Annotated in this window: 13 protein-coding genes; 9 read left to right on the forward strand and 4 right to left on the reverse strand. The window is 67.2% G+C overall.

All coding sequences use genetic code 11. The annotated features are described in order from the left end of the window. Positions 1–38 precede the first annotated feature (38 nt). A protein-coding gene (locus AC3CH1_RS07255) for an IS5 family transposase (RefSeq protein WP_488460925.1) occupies positions 39–847 on the forward strand; the annotation gives its coding sequence in 2 pieces (ribosomal slippage) (positions 39–387 and positions 387–847; 810 coding nt in all). An 88-nt stretch (positions 848–935) separates the two neighbouring features. Here the strand turns inward: AC3CH1_RS07255 and AC3CH1_RS07260 are convergent. Continuing rightward, entirely contained in the window at positions 936–1,433 is a 498-nt protein-coding gene (locus AC3CH1_RS07260; RefSeq protein ID WP_228924541.1) for a hypothetical protein, read from the reverse strand. A gap of 1,439 nt (positions 1,434–2,872) precedes the next feature. Then, positions 2,873–3,681 (reverse strand): IS5 family transposase gene (locus AC3CH1_RS07265; RefSeq protein ID WP_488460925.1). Its coding sequence is split into 2 segments (ribosomal slippage): positions 2,873–3,333 and positions 3,333–3,681, totalling 810 coding nucleotides; the frame shifts between segments, so codons are not numbered across the junction. 339 nt (positions 3,682–4,020) lie between these two features. Here AC3CH1_RS07265 and AC3CH1_RS07270 point away from each other — a divergent pair. The 4 genes from AC3CH1_RS07270 (at position 4,021) to AC3CH1_RS07285 (ending at position 9,005) form a co-directional block, all read left to right on the forward strand. Beyond that, positions 4,021–4,623 carry a DNA-binding protein gene (locus AC3CH1_RS07270; protein ID WP_488462176.1) on the forward strand — a complete coding sequence of 201 codons (603 nt, stop codon included), beginning with the start codon at positions 4,021–4,023 and terminating at the stop codon, positions 4,621–4,623. Positions 4,624–4,645: 22 nt separating this feature from the next. After that, complete coding sequence (locus AC3CH1_RS07275) at positions 4,646–6,832, forward strand: hypothetical protein (RefSeq protein ID WP_488462177.1); 2,187 nt, start codon at positions 4,646–4,648, stop codon at positions 6,830–6,832. Continuing rightward, entirely contained in the window at positions 6,832–7,545 is a 714-nt protein-coding gene (locus tag AC3CH1_RS07280; protein WP_228924538.1) for a helix-turn-helix domain-containing protein, read from the forward strand. The genes AC3CH1_RS07275 and AC3CH1_RS07280 overlap by 1 nt, the downstream gene beginning before the upstream one ends. A 308-nt stretch (positions 7,546–7,853) precedes the next feature. After that, positions 7,854–9,005 (forward strand): hypothetical protein, encoded by a 1,152-nt coding sequence (locus AC3CH1_RS07285; RefSeq protein WP_488462178.1) that lies wholly within the window; start codon positions 7,854–7,856, stop codon positions 9,003–9,005. Between the two features lie 336 nt (positions 9,006–9,341). Here the strand turns inward: AC3CH1_RS07285 and AC3CH1_RS07290 are convergent, their stop codons facing one another. Next, positions 9,342–11,585, reverse strand: coding sequence for a hypothetical protein (locus tag AC3CH1_RS07290; RefSeq protein WP_488462179.1), 2,244 nt, complete (start codon positions 11,583–11,585; stop codon positions 9,342–9,344). A 613-nt stretch (positions 11,586–12,198) separates the two neighbouring features. Continuing rightward, on the reverse strand, positions 12,199–12,552 hold the full coding sequence (locus AC3CH1_RS07295; RefSeq protein WP_488462180.1) for an ArsR/SmtB family transcription factor: 354 nt from the start codon (positions 12,550–12,552) through the stop codon (positions 12,199–12,201). A gap of 228 nt (positions 12,553–12,780) precedes the next feature. On the opposite strand from AC3CH1_RS07295, the gene AC3CH1_RS07300 reads away from it, so the two are divergent. Genes AC3CH1_RS07300 through AC3CH1_RS07315 form a run of 4 tightly spaced genes read left to right on the forward strand, consistent with a single transcriptional unit; the run spans position 12,781 to position 21,080 of the window. After that, complete coding sequence (locus AC3CH1_RS07300; RefSeq protein WP_488462181.1) at positions 12,781–14,373, forward strand: TIGR02677 family protein; 1,593 nt, start codon at positions 12,781–12,783, stop codon at positions 14,371–14,373. Next, positions 14,370–15,578 (forward strand): TIGR02678 family protein, encoded by a 1,209-nt coding sequence (locus AC3CH1_RS07305; RefSeq protein WP_488462182.1) that lies wholly within the window; start codon positions 14,370–14,372, stop codon positions 15,576–15,578. Before AC3CH1_RS07300 ends, AC3CH1_RS07305 begins: the two co-directional genes overlap by 4 nt. Further along, complete coding sequence (locus tag AC3CH1_RS07310; RefSeq protein WP_488462183.1) at positions 15,575–19,792, forward strand: TIGR02680 family protein; 4,218 nt, start codon at positions 15,575–15,577, stop codon at positions 19,790–19,792. The genes AC3CH1_RS07305 and AC3CH1_RS07310 overlap by 4 nt, the downstream gene beginning before the upstream one ends. Then, the gene (locus AC3CH1_RS07315) at positions 19,767–21,080 is read left to right on the forward strand and encodes a Wadjet anti-phage system protein JetD domain-containing protein (RefSeq protein WP_228924531.1); all 1,314 of its coding nucleotides are present in this window, start codon (positions 19,767–19,769) and stop codon (positions 21,078–21,080) included. Before AC3CH1_RS07310 ends, AC3CH1_RS07315 begins: the two co-directional genes overlap by 26 nt. Positions 21,081–21,237: the final 157 nt, after the last annotated feature.

The raw sequence follows: 21,237 nt of genomic DNA on the forward strand, positions 1-21,237 counted from the left end.
AAGCCATCTCATTTGGGCGACTCGGTATTCTGTGAGTCATGGTGGGGATCGTTGAGCGGTTGGTGCCGGACGAGTTGTGGGAGTTGTTCCAGCGGGTGGTGCCGGAGGCGCCGTCGCGGCCGCAGGGCGGTGGCCGGCGCCGGCACGGCGACCGGGAAGTGCTGGCGGCGATCGTCTTCGTGGCGACATCGGGTTGTACCTGGCAGCAGCTGCCTTCGGCGTCGTTCGGCCCGTCCGGCGCGACCGCCCACCGGCGGTTCTCGGAGTGGTCGAAGGCCAGGGTGTGGGCCAAGCTCCACCGCCTGGTCCTCGACGAACTGGGTGCCCGCGGCGAGCTGGACTGGTCGCGGTGCGCGATCGACTCGGTGAACATGCGAGCCCTGAAAAGGGGGACCTGACAGGTCCGAATCCTGTCGACCGGGGCAAGTACGGCTCGAAAATCCACCTGATCACGGAAAGGTCGGGTCTGCCCATATCCGTCGGCATCTCCGGCGCCAACCTGCACGACAGCCAGGCCCTGATCCCCCTCGTGAAGGGCATCCCGCCAATCCGCTCGCGCCGCGGCCGGCGACGGCGCAAGCCCGCCAAACTCCACGCCGACAAGGGCTACGACTACGCCCACCTGCGGCAATGGTTACGCGAACGCGGCATCACCCACCGCATCGCCCGCAAGGGAGTCGAGTCCTCGCAACGGCTGGGCCGCCATCGCTGGACCGTGGAGCGCACCATGGCCTGGCTCGCCGGCTGCCGCCGCCTCCACCGACGCTACGAACGCAAAGCCGACCACTTCCTAGCCTTCACCAGCATCGCCTGCACCCTCATCTGCTACCGCAGACTCACCAAATGAGATGGCGTCTAAACATGCGCAGCCGGGGCCGCCGAACCTCACTTCGGCGGTATCCCGTGCCTATGTGCGCACGCCAGGACATGATCTTTCAGGAACGCACTGGCTCGGACTCCTTGACAGCAAGCCGGTATGAACCGGTCCGGGGACGCGTCAGAATTCCGCGCTTCACCATGCGGTTCAGGTCTCGGGCGCAGTTCTCCGCCTTGACATCGGGACGCATCTTCCCGACCTCATCCTTGATCTCCGCGTACGTTGCCTCGACTTGCAGCCGCAGCAAGTCCTGGATGACGGCAGCGACGGAGACCCGCGGCTGTGAACGCGGCGACGCTTCCGCGACGGGATCAGGAACACCGGTCGCACCCTCGGCCAGCGGCTCGTCCAGTGCCGACAGCCAGGCCTCGGCCTTCGACAGAGCACTGCCGGAAGCCGTGACCATCAAGGCCACCAAATCCTCCCGCTCCTTCGCCGACCGCAGCGCTTCCTCGGCGGCCTGACGCTCAGCCGTCGCCCTGCGGAGCAGTTCTCTGTCTTCTGCAGCATGCCGCGCCAGCTGGGTAGCCCACAGCCTCCGCCTGGTCACGTTCACTGGGCATCTCCTTCCGGCATAGTCGTAAAAGGCCTTCCCTGCGCAGCAGACCATATAGCGGTCCCGCCACCTACCTAGCAACTTCCTGGCTGGATGGAAACACTCTCCCATCCAGCCAGCACTGAACTACCCCGTATTCCTGGGCCCACCTACCGTCGGACACCTTCCCTAATGCCGTAACCCTCGTGGGTGAATGCCCCAAGGGTCAAGATTGACGCCTTCTTTGCGTCAGCCGCGACGGTAGCTCGCGGCATACCTGCGACGGTGCCGGATGGTCCGTGCTGCCCGCACTCGCGGTGTATCCAGCGGGTCGTGACCTACCGTTTGGAATCGGCCTCGCAACAAGCAGAGTGAGCCGCTGCGGCACCGGCGTGACGCCTGCCCCGTTATGATAAATCCGGCTGTCCGGCACCCTCAGGAACCGTCACTGAATACGGCAGACGGGAAGATGCCGGTTCCGCTCTGGTGTAGGTACCGTTACGATATCCAATCGAATAGAACATGTTATCCGTGTTCGAAACTATTTCTTGATCTTCCAGAGTGCAGAGGAAGTTGAGAGGGAAAACCGTGGCCAGACGCGAGCGATCAGTTCCCGCGGGCGAAGGCGTGCCGGTACAGCGCCTGGAGTGCCCCCACTGCGGCATGTCCTGGAACCGTCCTCCCAAGCCAGGCCGGCTACCCCGGTTCTGCTCGGATGCCTGCAAGCAGGCTTCCTGGCGCAGACAGGCCCGGGATCGGCACGCCGAGAGGGCGTCTGCGCAGCCGCGACAGGGGCAACGCGAGCGATTCCACGCCGAACTGGCGGCCCTCTCGGGCAGAAAGCCCCTGCCCACCCCAAGGATCCTTCCCCTGCTGAGGGAACTCGCACAAGCGACGGCCTCGGACGAACGCACAGCCCAGCAGCTCTACAAGGCCGCGGCGCGGAAATGGCACCCGGACGCTGGGGGAGACGCCGGAACATTCACGCTGCTCCAACTGGCATACCGCCGGGCGCGGCAGGAGGGGTTGTGAGGGCGGCAGAACCTGCAGGCAGTCAACGTCCGTGGCCTCCTGTTCCTTCCTCCCGGCCGGTCTGCCGGCTGCTCGTACGGTAGGCGGGCAAGCCGCGACCGGTAGTGCTCGTTCACCGAGCCACCTGCTCTATGCCCTTCCGGCGGCGTGAAGCCGTTCGGCGGCGGCACCTCTCGCCTGCCAACTGGGCCCGGCGCGAGCGCACTTCTTCACCGGCGTGAACGCCGCTGCACTGAGGCCGACGAAGCCGAAGGGACGGCGCCGCTTTCACCTCGAAGAGGTGTGAGCGCCTCTGGCTCTCCCGTGCTTGCTGTCCCCCTCGCCTCGGCGACGAGCTGTCACGAACTGCCGTTTTCCCTCGGCCGCATGGCGGCTTCTTCGCGTCCCCCAGGACGAGATCCGCTCTCCGGCTCCCCTTAGACGCCATCTCATTTGGTGAGTCTGCGGTAGCAGATGAGGGTGCAGGCGATGCTGGTGAAGGCTAGGAAGTGGTCGGCTTTGCGTTCGTAGCGTCGGTGGAGGCGGCGGCAGCCGGCGAGCCAGGCCATGGTGCGCTCCACGGTCCAGCGATGGCGGCCCAGCCGTTGCGAGGACTCGACTCCCTTGCGGGCGATGCGGTGGGTGATGCCGCGTTCGCGTAACCATTGCCGCAGGTGGGCGTAGTCGTAGCCCTTGTCGGCGTGGAGTTTGGCGGGCTTGCGCCGTCGCCGGCCGCGGCGCGAGCGGATTGGCGGGATGCCCTTCACGAGGGGGATCAGGGCCTGGCTGTCGTGCAGGTTGGCGCCGGAGATGCCGACGGATATGGGCAGACCCGACCTTTCCGTGATCAGGTGGATTTTCGAGCCGTACTTGCCCCGGTCGACAGGATTCGGACCTGTCAGGTCCCCCTTTTCAGGGCTCGCATGTTCACCGAGTCGATCGCGCACCGCGACCAGTCCAGCTCGCCGCGGGCACCCAGTTCGTCGAGGACCAGGCGGTGGAGCTTGGCCCACACCCTGGCCTTCGACCACTCCGAGAACCGCCGGTGGGCGGTCGCGCCGGACGGGCCGAACGACGCCGAAGGCAGCTGCTGCCAGGTACAACCCGATGTCGCCACGAAGACGATCGCCGCCAGCACTTCCCGGTCGCCGTGCCGGCGCCGGCCACCGCCCTGCGGCCGCGACGGCGCCTCCGGCACCACCCGCTGGAACAACTCCCACAACTCGTCCGGCACCAACCGCTCAACGATCCCCACCATGACTCACAGAATACCGAGTCGCCCAAATGAGATGGCTTCTTAGTCCTCCTGGCGGTGCGCCCTTCGGAGTGAAGGAGGAGAGCCTTGATCGAGCCGGGTGAAGCTGCAGCGCGGAGGCCGTGCGCTACCGGGCCTGCGCCCCCGCCAACTCCCGTTCACCGGAAGCTGCGCACCAAGCAGCTCGCGGCCTTCGGACCGGGGACACGGTCCGAAGCCGCTCGGTCTTGCCTGTCCCCGAACGAAGTGCAAGTCGGATCAGATAATTGAGTTGGCTTGTATCTGGAGAGGGTTCGCGGTACGTTCGCAAGAACAGAGCTTCAATCGGCGAGGAGCCAGGCCATGCTGCTCACGACTGGGCAGGCTGCTGAGGAACTCGGCTGCGCCATCACTACTTTCCGCCGCCTCATCACTGCAGAGGTCCTGCCCGGTCTCTCCCGCCGAGGCGTGCGGGTCATGACTCCCCTTCAGGTCGTACAGGCTCTGCGGGAGCGCCCTTCCGCTCCCGTGCAGCACCTGGGTGTGAAGGAGATCGGTGTGCTGCGTGTTGACGCTGCCCACCAGGGCGGTGGTCCTGACGGGCAGCGGGCCGGCTTCTCGTCCAGGCTTGCCCCCGAGGATCTTCTGGAGAGCCTGCGGGGCGGGTGGCGCTGCGATGCCGCCAGTGTGGCCGCCGGGGGAGTGCTCCCGGTGACCCTGTCCGGTTACGTGGTGGCCGTCCTGACAGGCCTGGGGACATGGGAGAAGAGGGAAGACGGGCGGCACGTCTTCCCGGACGCCGTCCTGGCCGGGTATGTCACCGACCTGGCCACCCCGGTCGTGCACCTGACCGCACCGCGGCAGGCCGACCGGGACATCGCCGACCTCTTTCTGGGCACCCGCCTGCCCTCCCACTCTGGTGGCGCTGTCGCCTACGTCTCCACCAAAAGCTCTTCCGCCAACTGACCCGCAGGCACAAGGAATCGTGATGGACGCAAAGACCTACAACGCGGAGCTGGCCGAGCTGCGCGCCCTGCGGGACGGCATCAGGAAGACGCAGGCCACGCTGGAGAAACTGGAGACGGACCGCGCCCGCAAGATCACCGCGCTCGCGGGATACGAGAAGGCGAAGGCAGAGCGTATCGCTCCTGCGGCCGGGCTCAGCCTGGCCGACATCGTGGCGATCGCCCCCATCCTCGCCCCCGACCGGCTCACCACCGCAGCACAGCCAAACCCCACTCCCGTGCCCCCGTCGCCCGAACCGGCAACTCCGCCCACCACAGCCGTCCCAGCCCCCGAGCCCGCCGGGGACACAGCACTGCCCAGTAGCACCGAACACCCACAGACCCCGTCCCAGGCGGGCACGGTCGCCCCGGCCATGACCCGCCCCGCCCCTGAACCGGCAGCTGAACCCGAACGGCCCGCAGCCCCCTCGAAGCCCGCCCCGGCCACCGCCGCCCCTCTCGCGGCCCAGACAGCACAGCGCACCCTTCCCGGGATCCCCGAAGGCCCCGACGGGGACCGCTGGTTCACCCACACCACCAACCTCGCCTCCACACACCCCAACTTCACCCAGCAGGCCCGCAGCACCGTCTTCCTCGACACGCACACCGGTGTGCTGGTCCACCGGGACCAGACGTTCCGCATCGACCTGCCGACCGCCAGCGCCGCGGAAATCCTGAACACCGTCTTCCACGTCCTGCCCGGCGGTGTCGAGCGGATCTACATCACCGCAGGCGCCCCCTGGCACCGGCAGGCCGACCAGCACCCTTTCCTCAAGGACACCGTCGCCGCCTGGCTGAACGCCCCCACACCCGGCTGGCGCACGGACACCGGCCGCGGCAAGGACAAGATGGCCGGCCACTTCGTCCACCCCCGCAACCCCGTCGGCCGATACCAGCGCGAACAGGGCGACCAGCATGTCGAGATCCGGTCGGCGGGGGAGTGGTTCGACACCGAGGGCACTGAGCCCGCCGTCATCCGTGACGCGTTCGTCCTGCTGTGGAAGGCCCTGCGCCGCCAGTGGCCCGACGCCGTCCTGATGGGCTCACCGTCCCAGACCGGCCGTGACCTGTGGACCCGCACCATCCCCACCAAGGGCCAGTACGCGGACGGCTACCCCGTCCTGTCCGAAGAGCTCCGCGGCCTCTTCCACGCAACCGCCGGACAGGGCCGCACCGAACTCATCACCCCGCCCCGTGTTCCCGCCCAGCTCCCCGCCCTGGTCGAGTACGACCGCACCTTCGCCTACGCCAAACACACCTGGAAATCCGGAGTCGGCACCCCCCGCCGCGTCACTGCAGCCACCTTCGCCTCCTGGTCCCAGAAGGAACAGACCAAAGCCCTCTTCGCCTGCGGCCACTGGCACGTCCGCGTCACCGTCCCCGACACCTGGACCCACATCGGGATCCTCCCCGCACCCGCCCCCGGCGACCGCGCCTGGCACTACCCCGCCACCCCCGGCACCACCTTCACCACCTGGGCAGGCGGACCCGAAATCCACACCGCCCTCTCCAACCCACACATCCCGTGGAAGATCGAGATCCTCGACGGGATCCTCTTCGACGACGGCAAACCACTCGACGACTGGTCCAAGAAACTCAAGGAAGCCTGGTCCTCCCTCACCGCCCAGGCCGACCTGAACGGCGACCCCGACCAGCGCACCGCAGCCCACCTCGCCGCCCGCGCCGTCCGCGCCCTCCTCCTCTACGGCATCGGCGCCTTCGCCCAACGCCCCCGCACCGTCACCGGCACCACCCCCCGCACGATGGAACGCGACGTCCCCCCGGACGCCGAAATCATCGGCTTCGACGACCAAACCATCACCTGGCAACGCCCCACCGGCTTCACCCGCGACCCCAACGCCCACCCCGAATGGGCCTCCCACATCTGGTCCTCCGCCCGCGCCGCCCTGCTCTCCCAGCGCCACCGAGACGACAACACCTACGCCGGAGCCCTCCACGCCCCACCCGGCACAATCGTCGCCTTCCGCACCGACGCCGTCTACCTCACCCAGCCCCAAACCTGGCCCCACCACGGCCAGCCGGGCGACTACCTCAACAAAGGCCACCTCCCCGGCCCCATCCCGGCCCCCACCACCGAAGACGAACTCCTGACCCTCCGCGACAAGGGCCGCGCCGCCCACCACGCCACGCCCACTGCGAAGGAGGCCTGATGCCACCGCGCCGCAGGCACCTTTCGGCACCGCACCGCAACGAAGCAGCCCGCCTCGCCGACCAACTCCAACAAGCCGGCTACACCAAACGCGACATCGCCCGCATCATCAACCGCGACGCCTCCCTCGTCTCCCAGTTCTACACAAAGAACAAGGGCGCATCCTTCGTCCCCGCCCTCACCCAGGTCCTCACCGCCATCCACACCGCAGGCATCAGCGACGTCACCGAACTCGCCGCGATCGCCGCCCCCCACACCACCCGCCGCACCACCGCCAGCGGCACCCGAGCCCGCGTCCGCACCAAAGCCGTCCTCATCACCCCCACCGGCACCGGCACCGGACGAGCCGGAGCACAGGCCATCGCCTCCGGCTCCGCCCGACTCCGCCCGTTGATCGCCGAAGCCGCCCGCCAGGACCTGCGCCTGGCCTTCACCGTGCGCCTCGCCAAAACCGGCTACGTCCACGTGTCAGGAAGCCGCACCGACTCACCCGGCATCCGCCGCGACGTCATCCAGCGCGCCGACCACACCGAGGAACGCTCCTACGGATCCGCCACAACGGGTGGCTTCGCGGCAGCCGACATCGCCCGCCGTGTCGATGCGGCGGGCGGCGATGTCACCACGGCCATCCACCGGTGGCTGGTCGACACCGGCCGGATCCACCCCGACGCACACATCGTCCATCTCGAAATCCGTACCTGGCGCCCTCGCTGACCCCGCGCGGCCGCAACGGGTGTACCGCCAACCCCACAGCCAGGGGAAGTGATGCCTGGGCCTCATCCTGTCCGGTCGTGGCTAACGCGTGTGCGCCGCGAAGGAAGGCCATAGCGGGGCCACCATGGCAGCACGGTCGTTGACCTTTCATGTTCTGGCTGGAATCGACCACGACATGCGACCAGCCGCGACGATTCGGGGCCGGTCACTCAACCTGCGCGACAGGGCTCTGCGGAAGTATCCGTCTGCCGTGTGCGCCACGGACAGCGCGTTGCCCAGGGCGCGCCGCATACCGCATCATCACGCCCATGAGTGATGCTTCCCGTCAGCCCAACCCCGGCACAGGCCTGCTCGGTCCGCGTTACGCCCGCCGCAACCAACTCGGCGCCACAGCAGACATCGAGGGAGGGGGACGGTGGGTGGCCGTCGACGAGTCAGGATGGGACGGCGACCAACTCCACGGCGAACAGCGCAGCCGCTACCTGTCGGTCGGATCAGTAGCCATCAGCGACGCCGACGCGGAGCCCATCGTGGATGAGATCCGCTCCGCTACCCGCATGCAAGCACCTGAGCTGAAGTTCTCAGGTGTCTTCGCCGGCCCGAAGAACGGCCAGCGGCGCTCGGTCCTGTCCGCGCTCCTCGCACCGGGCGGTGCTCTGCACGAAAGGGCATCGGTCTATCTGCTCGACAAGCACTACTTCGTCGTGGCCAAGCTGATCGACCTGTTCGTCGAAGAACAGGCGCACAAGCAGGGCAGCAACTTCCGCAACGCCGGCGATGCCCGCAAGATGGCCCGCAGCCTGTTCGAGGAAGGCCCCCGCGCCCTGGGCCCGGCGCTCTTCGGCCGGCTGCTGACGTCCACCGTCGCCTTCACATCCCAGAGGAACCGGGACCAGCAGGTCACCGTCGACGACTTCTACGAGATCGTGGAGGAGGCCTGGGCCCGTTCATGCCGGCGCAACGTCACCGAGGCCCTGGCACTGCTGCGTACCACCCAGGAGGAAGCCGTCGAATTCCTCCAGGCCGCACACGGGCCCGACGCCGCCATCCCGCAAGCACTGGAGCCTCTGATCCCGGCCGTAGCTGCGGTCACCGCCAACTGGTCCCGGAAACTGGGCAGGGTCAACATGCTGGTAGACGACCAGAGAACCCTGTCCGATGCGAACCTCGACGACATCGAGGCGGAAGCACGTGACCGCGGCTACCCCGAGTTCCGCCACCTGTCCCGTGGGGTGCATCTGGGCCAACTCCTGCGAGGGCAGTCCACGCAGCACCCCTCGCTACAGCTTGCCGACCTGATCGCGGGGGCCGGCTTTGCCGTGGCGCAGCGCCATCACGGACTCGCCAACCCCGCTGGAGAGGACCTGTACCCCGTCGTGGTGCCCCTCGTTGACGTGGCGGGCATGCTCCCTCACGATGAGCCGGCACGGGTGGCCCACGCCGCTCCGCTGGCAGCCTGATTGCCGGTCTTGCAAGAACTGCACGGCTCGCAGACGACGACGCGGCACCGGCCTCCGTGCTCTTGGTCGTGCGCGCTCTGCGATGCATGAGGTCAATGAACCGGACAGAAGTCTGGTTCGCTCCACTCGCCTAGCCTTGGCGAGAACACCGGCCAGGCTTCCGAGGAGGAGACCCTCACAGGGGCGCTCCTGTCCGCGCAGGCTGCGGAGGAGCACCGGCCGTCGGGTGGGCGGAGGCGAGCCTTTTCTCGCTGGCACGGGCCCCGCCGCCCGACGCCGGCCTCCACAGCTCCTCGGGGGCATGGTCTGGGCCGGTACCCGGCCCGGGGCCGCGTCCTACGTACGCTGTCGGCTGCCGGCGACGGCTGTTTCGAGTTGCCGCAGCAGGCGGGCGACGAAACGCTGCCACTCCACGTCTTCGCTGCCCTCGGTGAACCATTCATCGGCCGGGGGAGTGCTGCCCCACTGCCGCAGCTCGGCCAGGAGCGAAGCGGTGTCTGCTTCCAGGTCGGGATGGCCCAGGGCCCACCGGACCTGTCCGGCCAGGCTGTGCATCTGGTGTGCCGCACGGTAGTAGGCGACTTGCGCTGCGGACAGCCGCCGGGTGGCGTAACCGCCGCACTTGCTGCACGGGATGAACTGGTGGGAACGCAGCATCTCCTCGACAGTCAGCAGTTCGAAGTACCGGTTCAGGCCGCGGTCGCGGCCTAGGTGCTGGCAGCCGGGGGCGTGGGCCTTTCCCTCGAACCGGCCCCAGCCGTCCGTGGTGTACAACTGCACCCGGGCGAGCACCCCCAGGGGCAGACCGGAGCCCTCCTGCCGCGCATCATCATCGGCGGGCCGGAAGGGCCGCAGGCTCAGCCGCTCGGTGGCCAGCAGCCCGTCCCAGAGGAGCAGAGGCAGCTGGTCACGGCGACTGCCAGTGTCATACCCGTCATCGAGGCTCCGCAGATCCGCTGCTCCCCGGGCGAGGGCCAGGCAGCGCAGCGTGGCATCGGCCTCCCGCTGCGTGCGCGCCAGGCGCACCACCAGCCTTTCGCCTTCGGCCGTCCCCAGGTGACGGCCGAAGTCCGGATGGCCCGGATTGTGGATGCGGGGCGCCCGGACCGGATCCGCATCCGCTGTGGCGGGGGCCGTGAGGTCTTGCTGCCCAGATGTGACCAGCGCGTCGGGCAGATCACCGGCGGCCGCGATGAAGACGTAGCGGCCTCCTCCCGCCACCCGTGCCTCGAGCGCGAAGAGCGACAGGACCTCGGGCCCGTTGTCGAGAGACAGGACGAGATACAGCCCGTCCGGATCCCGCGACAGGACTCGCAAGGCCCGTAGATCACGGACGGTGACCGGGCGCCGCTCGGCGACCGGCGTGTCGTCGAAGACTCCCGGCCCCGCTGGCTGGCCGGGCAACTGCGCGAACGATGCCGATTCGGGGAATCCTTGCGCGGGTGTGCTGCACCGCAACTGTGAACCACGACCGGACAGCAGACGGGACGCGACCGGTTCGGGCACCCGCACGGTCACGGTCAACCGGTCCCAGTCCGCCTCGGTGGCCCAGCACACCAGCATGCCCAGTTCCCACTCGCTCAGAGTGCCCAGGAACGGCTCGCCACAGCCATACCGGTCCCCCGGATCCGGAGCCGGCAGCTGGACGAGCAGCAGCTGATCCTTCTGCGCCCCGGCAGTGTCCGCCGGAACCTCCGCCGCCCAGGCCGAAACCAGCTGCTGCGCACGCTCCAGCGCCGCCTGCCAGCCCTTGCGCCGACTGCTGATGTCCTGGACCAGGTAATGGGCCAGGTGGCCGTGTTCGCGGGGGTCCTCCCAGCTGTCGGCGGCACCCCCGCTCCACCGGCGCCACAACGACTCCAACCGCCGGCCCACCGCAGCCGGGTCACCCACCGGCGCGAACACCGGATCCTCGCCCGGCAGCTCCGGGGCGCCCATGGCCGCGACACCGGCTGCCGCTACCAACGACTCCTCCGCGACCAGCCGGCCAGCCTGCCGCTGTAGCCAGGCGACATGAGAGGCCTTGCGCCGCATACCGACGTCCGCCCACGACACCAGCCACGGAAACAGGGCAAGAAGCTGGTGAGCCCGGTACAGACTGCCGGCAGCGCTACGCCACTCCTCGAAAACCGAAGTGCGTACTCGCTGGGCTTCGTGCCGCGCACGCCAGTCGTCCTCCTCGTCCCTCTCTTCCGGATCCTCGTGCCGGGTCTGCAGGAGCAGGGCTGCTGCCTGCTGCACCTCGTCGTCCGTGATGCAGTTTTCGTCCGCTTCGCTGTAGCGGTCCAGTTCGTGCAGCAGACCCAGGCCGGTCAGCGCACCCAGGAAGAGGCCCACCCCCGTGCCGGGTCGGCCCCATGACCCGTACTCGGCGCACTGGGGGCACATCCGCTCCATCACCGCCGGAAGCGGCAGATCCCAGGGGACGACTCGGCCGGCACGGATGCGAGAGCAATGCTCAGTGGCGTGCAGCTTGGCCGTTTTGCCCGGCGCCGACCAGACCTTGATGACCGATGTCTCGAAGGGCCCCAGCGGCACCTCTGGCGTCAGCGAACCGTACGTCACCACGACCTCCTCCATGTCGCTGCCGAGCCTATCCACGAGCACCGACACCGCTGCCTCAAGGCCGCCCCCGGAGCGGGCCGCCGAACAGGGGGCAGGCTGGCTGCGGCTACCTGCTGTGCGGAGGCGTTCGGCTGCGCAGGCCCGCGGCCAATCCGAGTAGGTGAGCAATTCCTGCGCATGACTGCGGCAAGGTGAGCCGGTTCACTGAGTCCACCGGTCACGCTCATGCCTCGAGACTCTGACAAGAAACAGGCATTCACGTGCGAACTGCCTCAAAAACTCATCGGTTGAGCGGGAAAGTGCGCATGCAAGGTGGGAGTAGGGGGTGCCTGGCCAGGCGACGGGCAGTCTGCCTATGGCTTTAGGCCCTGGGAACCACAAGGCAGACTGGCGTCAGACACCGCGGCGCACGACCAACGTTGAAAACCTCGGCGGCCGAGGGTGAAAGCGACTTCCCCCAGGGCCGAGGGCTGCACGGTCAGGCGCGGGCGCAATCCGCTGAGCGCCAGGAGCTGCTGCTCGTCGCTCACGGTGATCCCGCCCGAGACGGGTCCCGCCGGGGGCTCCGTCCGTTCGGTGACGCCGGTGTCTCGGGTACGCAGTGAGGACCGTGCGGCGAGCAGGGTCGTCAGCTCCGTGCGTTGAGGCGTAGGTGGTTGACGTGGAACAATGCCTGCTCCAGCAGCTCGCCGACGTGTTCGTCGTACAGGGAGTAGATAACCGAGCGGCCCTGGCGGTCAGCGGTCACGAGGCCGAGATTGCGTAGCAGGCGCAGTTGGTGAGAACACGCTGACCGTTGCATTCCTGATGCTGTGGCGAGCCCGGTTGCGGACTGCGGTCCTTGCCGCAGGCAGGCGAGGATGCGCAGCCGTGAGGCAGTGGACAGGGCCTGCAGGGTGGTCGCCACGTCCGCCGCCCCGGTGCTTTCCAGGCGTTCCAGGACGGTAGCGCTCGCGATTGTCATGTCAGCAGCATGGCCCATGCGTACATAGTAAAGCGGCTGTTGGATCGGCTTGTTTCTTGTGATCACGAGGGGCGAGGCGGGCCCGCGCCGGCGGGGTCGGACGAGGGCCGGCGAGATAGATCACACCGTCAACCATGGGTGAACAATTGCTCAACTGTTTGCGTATGGTGGGGCTGATTCTTCTGCACCGGATGCGATGTGAGTGATCCGTCGTGGCGTGGTGCGTCGCGAGAGGAGCGGCCTGCCATGGCCCCATCAGCCCCTGAGTCCCCCGAGGGCGCAGAACCGGCGTCTTCGTCGATCGATCCCGAGGCCGGGCAGATTGCCCTGGTTGCCTACCTCGTGAACAAGCGCGCGCGTTCCTACATCCACATCCTGGACGTCCTGCTGGAGGAAGAATCCCGGCTGGGTGGATACCTGTCCGTGCCGGTCATCGCCGATCGGATCCAGGCCGTGCCCAACGACCCTGACCTTCCGGATCCGCTGCGGCTAGAGGCACTGCTGACCGACTTGCACCGCTGGGGCAACGTCGACCGCATCTACAGTCGGCGCCGCAAGAGCACGGTTCACGACTACATGCGCAAGGACCACTACTACCAACTCACTGCACAAGGCGCTCAAGTCCACCGTGAGATCATCAGGATCACCCAGGAAGTCGGGGTCACCGGCGCCCTCCAGAGTTCCATGCTGCCCGCCGTGCTGCAGGCGCTGGACGAACTCACCGGGCACCTGACGCGCAGCCCTTTCGACGCCGCCCGAGCGAACGCCACCTACCGTCGCCTGACCAGCGGATTCTCCGAACTGTCAGAGAACGCGAAGCTGTTCGTCCAGGGTTTGAACCGCTCCCTGGAAACCGACGGCGAACTCCAGCTCGAAGCGTTTCTCGCTTACAAGGATGTCGTCGTCCGCTACCTGAACTCCTTCACCCTGGCCCTCAGCCGGCACGCACCACGCATCACCACAGCGATCGAGACCGCCGAACAGGCCGGGATCACCGACCGGTTCACCGCCCTTGCCGCCGTGGATGCCAGCCCCGTCCTCGGCCGGGGCAGCAACGAGATCATCGCAGTAGAGAGCGAACGCCTGGCCCAACAGTGGAGCGGCCTGCGCAGCTGGTTTCACGGCGACCACGAGCGCCTGCCGGTCGCGGACATCCTCCAGGAACGGGCAGCGGAAGCGGTCAGCCAGATCATGCAGATCGTCCAGCAGATCAACGACCGGCGCTTTCGCCGCATCAACCGGGTAGCAGACCTGACCACGCTGGCCCGCTGGTTCGAAAACGCCCCCAACCCGCAGCAGGTCAGTGGCCTGTGGCAGCGGGCCTTCGGCCTCAAGCCAGCCCGGCACCTGGGATTCCCGCACCAGGAAGACGACGACAGTGACCACCGGCCTCATGTGTCCTGGTGGCACGACAGCCCAGCTCCCGTCGCGATGCGCCTGCGCCACCAAGGGCCTCGCGCGGGCACCGGTGCGCCGCCCCGGATTCCCGACCCCCGGGCGGTCAAGCGCCGCCTGTCCGCCCGGCAGACACAACGCGATCAAGCGCGCACCACTGCTGAACAATCCTTGATCGCCCGCGGTCCCACCCGTCTGTCCGCCCTGGGGGAGCTGTCCGCAGACGAAGCCGACCTCTTCCTCACATACCTGACCACCGTATTGTCAGCGCGCCCCGCCTCCGACGGTGTCAAACACGCGCGCAGCCGGGACGGCCGGCTGGCCATCACCCTCGCCCCTCCCGCCAGCCGGCACGACGCCACCACCGTCGACCTGCCACCCGGGCGCCTGGGTCTGCAGGATTTCCAGATCACCGTCAGCCTGCGCACCGGAGCTTCCGCATGACCACCTGGCGCGGACACGACGCGGCTGAACGCCAGGACGCCATCCGTGCCCTGCTTGCTACACCGCTACTCACCCGCACGGACAAACCCCAGGAACTCGCCCTCGTACGCCGCCACTACGTAGCTGTGCGGACGTGGTTCGAGACCCAGCTGGGCTGGCGCCTGGACCTGGACCGCGACTGCGCGCGCCTGTACAAGGTGCCCGCAGACATTCGTTTCGCGCACGTGAACGACGCGCCCACCGGACGCCAGGCCGCACTGGTATGCATGGTGCTGGCCGTGCTCGAGGACTGCGATGAGCAGACCGACATCACCGAACTCGCCGAGCGCATCACCACCAGCACCACAGCCGAACCCGCAGTGCGCACCTTTGACGCCACCCGCTACACCGACCGCGCCGACCTCGTCGCCGCGATCCGCCTCCTATGCCACCACCGGGTACTCACCGCGGACGAACGAGCAGAACGAGCCGGCCAGGAACGCCACTACATCGACGGCGGCGGAAACGCCCTCTACACCGTCCACCACCGCAACGCCGCCCTGATGCTGGCCAGTCCGATCCCACCCAGTCAGGCAACTGCCGCCGACGAACTGCTCCGACAGGACGTGTGCTGCAGCGACGACAGAAGCCCGCACCACCTTCGCCATCAGCTACTACGCCGCCTGATCGATGAGCCCGCCCTGTACGTCGAGGACCTCACCCATGACGAGGAGGCCTACTACCTCCACCACCGTCACGAGCTGGCCACTACGGTCGAAAAAGCCCTGAACACACGCGTAGAGATACGTGACGAAGGCGCCGCCGTCATCGATGACGACCTCACCGACCTGCCCTTCCCCGACACGTCCACCCGACCGTACGCAGCCCTGCTGCTCGCCGACGCCCTGTGGCACGAAGAAGAACGCACCCTGCGGCGACGCATAATTCCCCATAACCGTGTCCGTGAACTGAGCGACGAGATCGCCCGGCAACTCCTGCAGGTCGTCAAGAACATCAGCAACAAGCCGCTGACCGGAGCCCGCGTCCACCAGGAAGCGCAGGACTACCTCGCCCGGCTCCGCCTCATCGACATCCTGCCCACCGGTATTCGCCTGCGCCCCGTCCTGGCGCGCTACCGCAGCACTCTGCCCGCGCACCTGGACGCCGAGCAGGGGCTGCTCTACGGCTCCGGGTGGAGCGACATCGACAAGGAACCAACGCAGTGACCGATACCCCCGACCTGCGCGAACGCCTCGACCACATCCTGGCCAACCGCCTGCCCGTCCCCGGCCGCAGCCGCTACCAGCCACTGCGCATGGGGCTCATCGGGATCTGGCAGTACGAGGAGGACGTCTTCTACTTCCACGACGGAAGACTCATCTTCATCGGCCGCAACGGCAGCGGCAAAACCAAGGTACTCGAGGTCAGCAGCCCGTTCCTCTTCGACGCCAAGCTCACCGCCCGCCGCCTGGACCCCTTCGGCACCTCAGGGCGGACCATGCGCGACAACCTGCTGTACAACGGGCACAGCCAGCGGGTCAGCTACACCTGGTGCGAATACGGCCGCATCGCCGACGACGGCACATTCGAATACCTCACCATCGGTGCCGGCCTCAAGGCCACCGAGACCAACAACAAGGCCCCTGAATCCTGGTACTTCGTCACACCACGACGCATCGGGGACACGTTCTCCCTCTACAACGCCGCCCGCCAGGCACACAGCTACGCCACCCTCAAAAAGATCCTGGGGGAGGAGCATGTCTTCGAAGAAGCCCACCGGTACCAGCAGTACATCAGCCAGCACTTGTTCGGATTCGCATCCACCGCCCAACTGCGTTCCCTGGTCGACTTGCTGCTGACCCTGCGCCGTCCCAAGCTCAGCCAGGACTTCAACGTCGACAAACTCACCGGCCTGCTCACCGACGGGCTGCCCGCCGTCAGCCACGTCATGCTCGAAGACTTGGCACGCCGCTTCGACGAGCTCGCCCGTGAGCGCGAGGAGATGCAGCGCCACCTCGACAACCGCGAGGCGCTGCGTCGCTTCAGCACCACTTACCACAACTACGCCCGCACTGTGGTCGCCGACAGAGCCCGCACCACGACCCTCACCCACAGCGACCTGAACGCGGCCAGGAGCCGCCGTACCACCGCACTCACGCACGTTGCCGAACGACGAACAGCGCTCGAGGAACTCGGCGAACAGGCCGTAGCCCTGCGCGTGCAGACCACGCGCTGTGAGGCGCGCGTGCGGACACTCGAGAACAGCAGCGAAGTCCGCCAGAGCAAGATCGTAGACATGCTCGCGGAGAAGGCCCGCAGGGACCGCGAGAACGCAGACGCAGCCAGGCACCGCTACCAGGAAGCCGCCGACGAGCACACACAGGCGGCCACCGAATGGGAGGAAGCACAGCAACGCTGTGCAGAGGCCACCCAGCTCCTCATCGAGCAGGAGGAAGTAACTGCCGCGCAGGCCACGCCCGCAGGGCTTTCCACCGAACACCAGCGTCACGCCACCACACTGCGGAACACACCGTTCGAAGCCACCCAGACCCTCGAAGCCCTCTGCGGCAGCCGCCACACCGCACTGCGCCGGACCCGCGAGCTGATCGAAGACAGGGATGCGGCCGAGATGCGTTACAAGACGGCAGCAGAACACCACAACGCGATCAAGAACCATTGCGAACATGCAGCGGACCAAGCCGCCGCACACCAAGAAGCCTGCCAAACCGAAGCAAACCGACTACGCGCCCGCATCCTCGAATGGTCCGATCAACTCCACGAACTCATCCTCAGCGACCAACAGGTCACAGCGCTGCACGATCTGGTCGAACGGCTGGCATACGGCACCGAGACTCCCGTGCTCGCCAACGCCGTCGACACTGCAGCCCACCCTCACGAAACCAGCCTCATCGACCGCCGCGCCGAACTGAAGAACCAGACACGACAACTGAACCTCGAACGCGAGGCCCTGCGCAGCGAACGCGACCAGACCGCCAACGAACGCGACCCCGAGCCCAGTGACCCCACCTTTCCGCGGCGACAGCGAGCAAACCTCCCGCCCGCCGATGGAGCCCCGCTATGGCGACTGATCGACTTCCTCGATACCACACCCGCCTCCTCCCACGCCCTGCTCGAGGCAGCCCTGCAGGGCGCCGGCATCCTGGACGCCTGGGTGGACCCCCGCGGACGCCTGCTGGCCGCAGACACCCTGGAGACCATTCTCATACCCGGAACCTCTCTGCCCGGATCGACGCTGGCCAACGTACTGTCCCCGGTCAAGCATGAGCACATCAGCCGCTCCGCCATTGAGCGCATACTCAGCAGCATCGGCCTGCACACCCCCGGCACGCCACCGCCAGCAGCCACCGACACCTGGATCGCCACCGACGGCTCCTGGCGCATCGGCCCCCTGCACGGACGCACCAGTGCCGAACACGCCTCCTACATCGGAGTTGCCGCCCGCCGGGCTGAACGCCTGCGCCGCCTGGCCCACTTCGATGACCAACTACGCCAACTCGACCAACGAGCCGCCGACGTGGAGCGCGCGCACGCCGAAACCACCCGCCAACTGGACCGCATCGCCGAAGAAAAGAAGCGGCTGCCCTCCCCTACTCCGCTCCTGACCGCACTCAACCGGCTCAACAACTCCCAAGACCTGGCCCACAGACTCGAAGCCGATCTCACCCGCGCCCAAGAAAATCTCAACGACCACCTGATCGAGCGCGAAAAGGTCACAGCCCGCCTGCAGAGCTACGCCCGATCCCAGCGCACCGGCACCCAACGCGACGACCTGGGCCGCCAAGAAGACGCCCTGCAACGCTATCGGGTCATGATCCCGCTGCTGCACGGAGCCGTGGAGCGCTGGCAGCAGCACCAGTACATGGAAACCAAAGCCAAGAGCCGTCACACCGCCACAGCCACTGCCCGCCAGCGGCGCACCAAGGAGTACCAGGACGCCGAGTACGCGGCGCAAGAGTCCGAAACCGAGCACCGTACAGCCCGTGACGTCATCAGCAATGAGCAGATCGAAGCCGCGCTGGCCGAACTCACCCAGGCCCGCACAGACCTGAGGAACACCAAAGCGGCGCAAGAAGCCATGGTCGACTCCCGCCTGAGAGCCAGCGCGGAGCAAGCACGCGCCGAACACGACCTCCAGCAAGCAGAAAGAGCCCTCACCGCGGCAACCGAGGCACACGAAGCCTCCCGAACCGGCTTCCGACAACTGATCACCTTGGGGCTCCTCCGGCAAGCAGACCTGGCCGCACCGAGCCCGGCACCGGATGCCTCCCTCGACGAACACGCAGCACACGCCCACCGCTGCCTGTCCCACCTGAGTGGCCACGACACCACCCAGGACCTGGCCCAGACCCAGCTGTACAAGGCCTTCACCACCCTTGAAGCCGACATGCGCGGCCCGGACTGGCGGTGCGTGCAGGAGACGCGCCACAACCTGCTGCACACCTACGTCCAACACAACGGCCACGCCCTGAGCATCCTCGAGACCCTTCAGACCATGGACCATGAGATCGACACGCGGCGCACCCTCCTCGACGAGGACGAGCACCGCCTGTTCGCCGAGGTACTGCTGGGCCGCCTCGGGAACCACCTCAGCCAGCGCCGGGCCGAAGCCAACCACCTCGTGGACCGCATGAACGAACTGCTGGCCAGCCGCCCCACCGCCAGCAATCTGCTCATGCGCCTGAAGTGGCAGCCCGACCCTCACCAGAACAGCGAAGTCCACCAAGCGATCCGCGCCCTGGACGGACGGCACACCCGCACCCTCGCAGAGACCGAACGAGACGGACTCATCAACTTCCTCGCCACACGAGTCAGTCAGGCACGCGAACAAGACACTACCGCCGACTGGAAGACCCACCTGGCCCAGGCACTGGACTACCGACGCTGGTGCAAGTTCGACATCGAATATAAAAAGGACGGCCAGCGCACCTGGACCACTCTGACCGACAAGAAGCACCAAAAAGGCTCCGGCGGGGAGAAAGCGGTCATGCTCCAGCTGCCCCTCTTCATCGCCGCAGCAGCCCACTACCGCGGAGCCGCAGCGCATGCTCCACGCCCGGTTTACCTCGACGAAGCATTCGCCGGCATCGACTCCGAAATGCGAGGCGACTGCATGGGCCTGCTTGCCGATCTCGACCTCGACCTCGTCATGGCCAGCCCCGACGAAACCGGCTTTCACGCCCAAGTACCCGGCGTCGCCACTTACCATCTGTACCGCGACCCGGAGATCAACGGCGTCCTGGCCACACCGATGCTGTGGGATGGCGAAGACCAGATGGTCCACCGGATGACCGACTCGGCTCTCTACCGAGACGGCACCGATGACCTGGTCTTCCCTGAGGATGACCCCTTCTACGTGAGTGAGGACTGCGACGAAGAACAGGACGACGAGCACGGTGACCACACCGCACACGACAACTGACCGTCGGCGCCGCGAGTTGCCAGACGAGCTCAATGAGTGGCTGCGCACTCCCGGAGGCGAGTTGTTCCGCCGAGAGGCACGCCGCCACATCTACCGCGGCGGCAAAATGCAGCGCCCACTGAAGATGGCCATGACAGCCCGCGAACGCGGCGATCTCATCCAATTGTTCGGCTCCGCCGCGCTCGGGCCGTCCCGCCTCGATCCCGCCAAAGCCGGACAGGCACTGGTCACCAGTCGCTACGCACTCACTCTGCGGGCCCTGCTCATCGCGGCCGACGGCCCCTTGCGCACCGGCAAGGGACGTGTCCGCTATGACCGCTTGGTCAAGCGTCACCAAGCCCATATCGCGCGCCAACACCTAGTCGCCGCCATCGAGCACACTCCCCAGCTGGACGACGAGCGCGCCCTCCTCCTGGCCACCCCGCCCGGAACCCGACACGTCCCCGAACACAGCCGCACTCAAACTGGAACCTGGAGCGTGTATGCCTCGGCCCTCAAGGCGGCAGCTGTGTGGTGGCAAGGCCACGACCGCCAATGGAAATTCGGGGAACGCGAACTTGCCACCCGTGCCCTAGGCTCGAGCAAGGCATGGACCGGCCCTTCCCAACAAGCCTTCTGCCGACTCATCGGCCGCAGTTTCGAGGAAGCTGTACACACCGCCGACAACGGCGTCAGCATCCAAGGTCCTGGACAGTGGTACCTGGAAAGCCTCGTGGCCGACTTCGACAACGACATCCCCTTCGTGGAGATCCCCGGGCACACCGCCGCCAAGCGCGGCAGTTTCAAACACGCCGCCACCGGCATCCTTCTGATCGAAAATCAGGAAACCTTCCAGGCCGTACATCGCACCACCATCCGTGACACCTGGCTGCGCATCTTCCTCAAAGGATTCGCAACCGACGCCCTCGTGGCAGTTCTCCAGGCCCTCCCGGAGCTGCCTCTCGCCATCTGGGCAGACCTGGACATCCACGGCATCGAGATCGTCACCAACCTCGCCTCTCGCCTCGACCGCCCACTCCATCCGGTCGCAATGGACCCCACCACCTACGCCCACGGCTTCTACTCCCAGGAGACCCCCGAAACGCTCGCTCAGTGGCAGCGCTCCGCGCAGACTCTGGCTCGCACCGGCCTCCCCGCGCTGCGTCCCCTAGCCCAGGCAATCGCTGCCGCGGGCGGGCAGCGATGTGAGCAAGAAGGCCTGCACGAACACGTTCTGCCGCAACTGAGCACCATGCTGGAAGCCGTCAAGGCGGCGTCGGGCCTCTGCCCGCCCCAGGGAAGAGCCTGATACTGCCGAAGAGCCCTCCGCCCGTCGATGGGCCGAGGACTCCGTTGATGAAGACAGTTGGCAGGCGAGGCAACGCGCTTGATCCTTCGCGCGATTGTCCCGCAGCGGTCGTGCGCCGGCGCCACTTCACCGGAGCCTGCGTGTCGCCCTTCCTGTA

It is taken from the genome of Streptomyces sp. MGP-P1 (assembly GCF_057766565.1).

What these genes read in the sequence shown, in the direction of transcription:
- AC3CH1_RS07270 (WP_488462176.1), top strand. Translation starts at nt 4,021, where the DNA reads ATGCTGCTCACGACTGGGCAGGCTGCTGAGGAACTCGGCTGCGCCATC.
- AC3CH1_RS07275 (WP_488462177.1), top strand. Translation starts at nt 4,646, where the DNA reads ATGGACGCAAAGACCTACAACGCGGAGCTGGCCGAGCTGCGCGCCCTG.
- AC3CH1_RS07280 (WP_228924538.1), top strand. Translation starts at nt 6,832, where the DNA reads ATGCCACCGCGCCGCAGGCACCTTTCGGCACCGCACCGCAACGAAGCA.
- AC3CH1_RS07285 (WP_488462178.1), top strand. Translation starts at nt 7,854, where the DNA reads ATGAGTGATGCTTCCCGTCAGCCCAACCCCGGCACAGGCCTGCTCGGT.
- AC3CH1_RS07290 (WP_488462179.1), bottom strand. Translation starts at nt 11,585, where the DNA reads ATGGAGGAGGTCGTGGTGACGTACGGTTCGCTGACGCCAGAGGTGCCG.
- AC3CH1_RS07295 (WP_488462180.1), bottom strand. Translation starts at nt 12,552, where the DNA reads ATGGGCCATGCTGCTGACATGACAATCGCGAGCGCTACCGTCCTGGAA.
- AC3CH1_RS07300 (WP_488462181.1), top strand. Translation starts at nt 12,781, where the DNA reads ATGGCCCCATCAGCCCCTGAGTCCCCCGAGGGCGCAGAACCGGCGTCT.
- AC3CH1_RS07305 (WP_488462182.1), top strand. Translation starts at nt 14,370, where the DNA reads ATGACCACCTGGCGCGGACACGACGCGGCTGAACGCCAGGACGCCATC.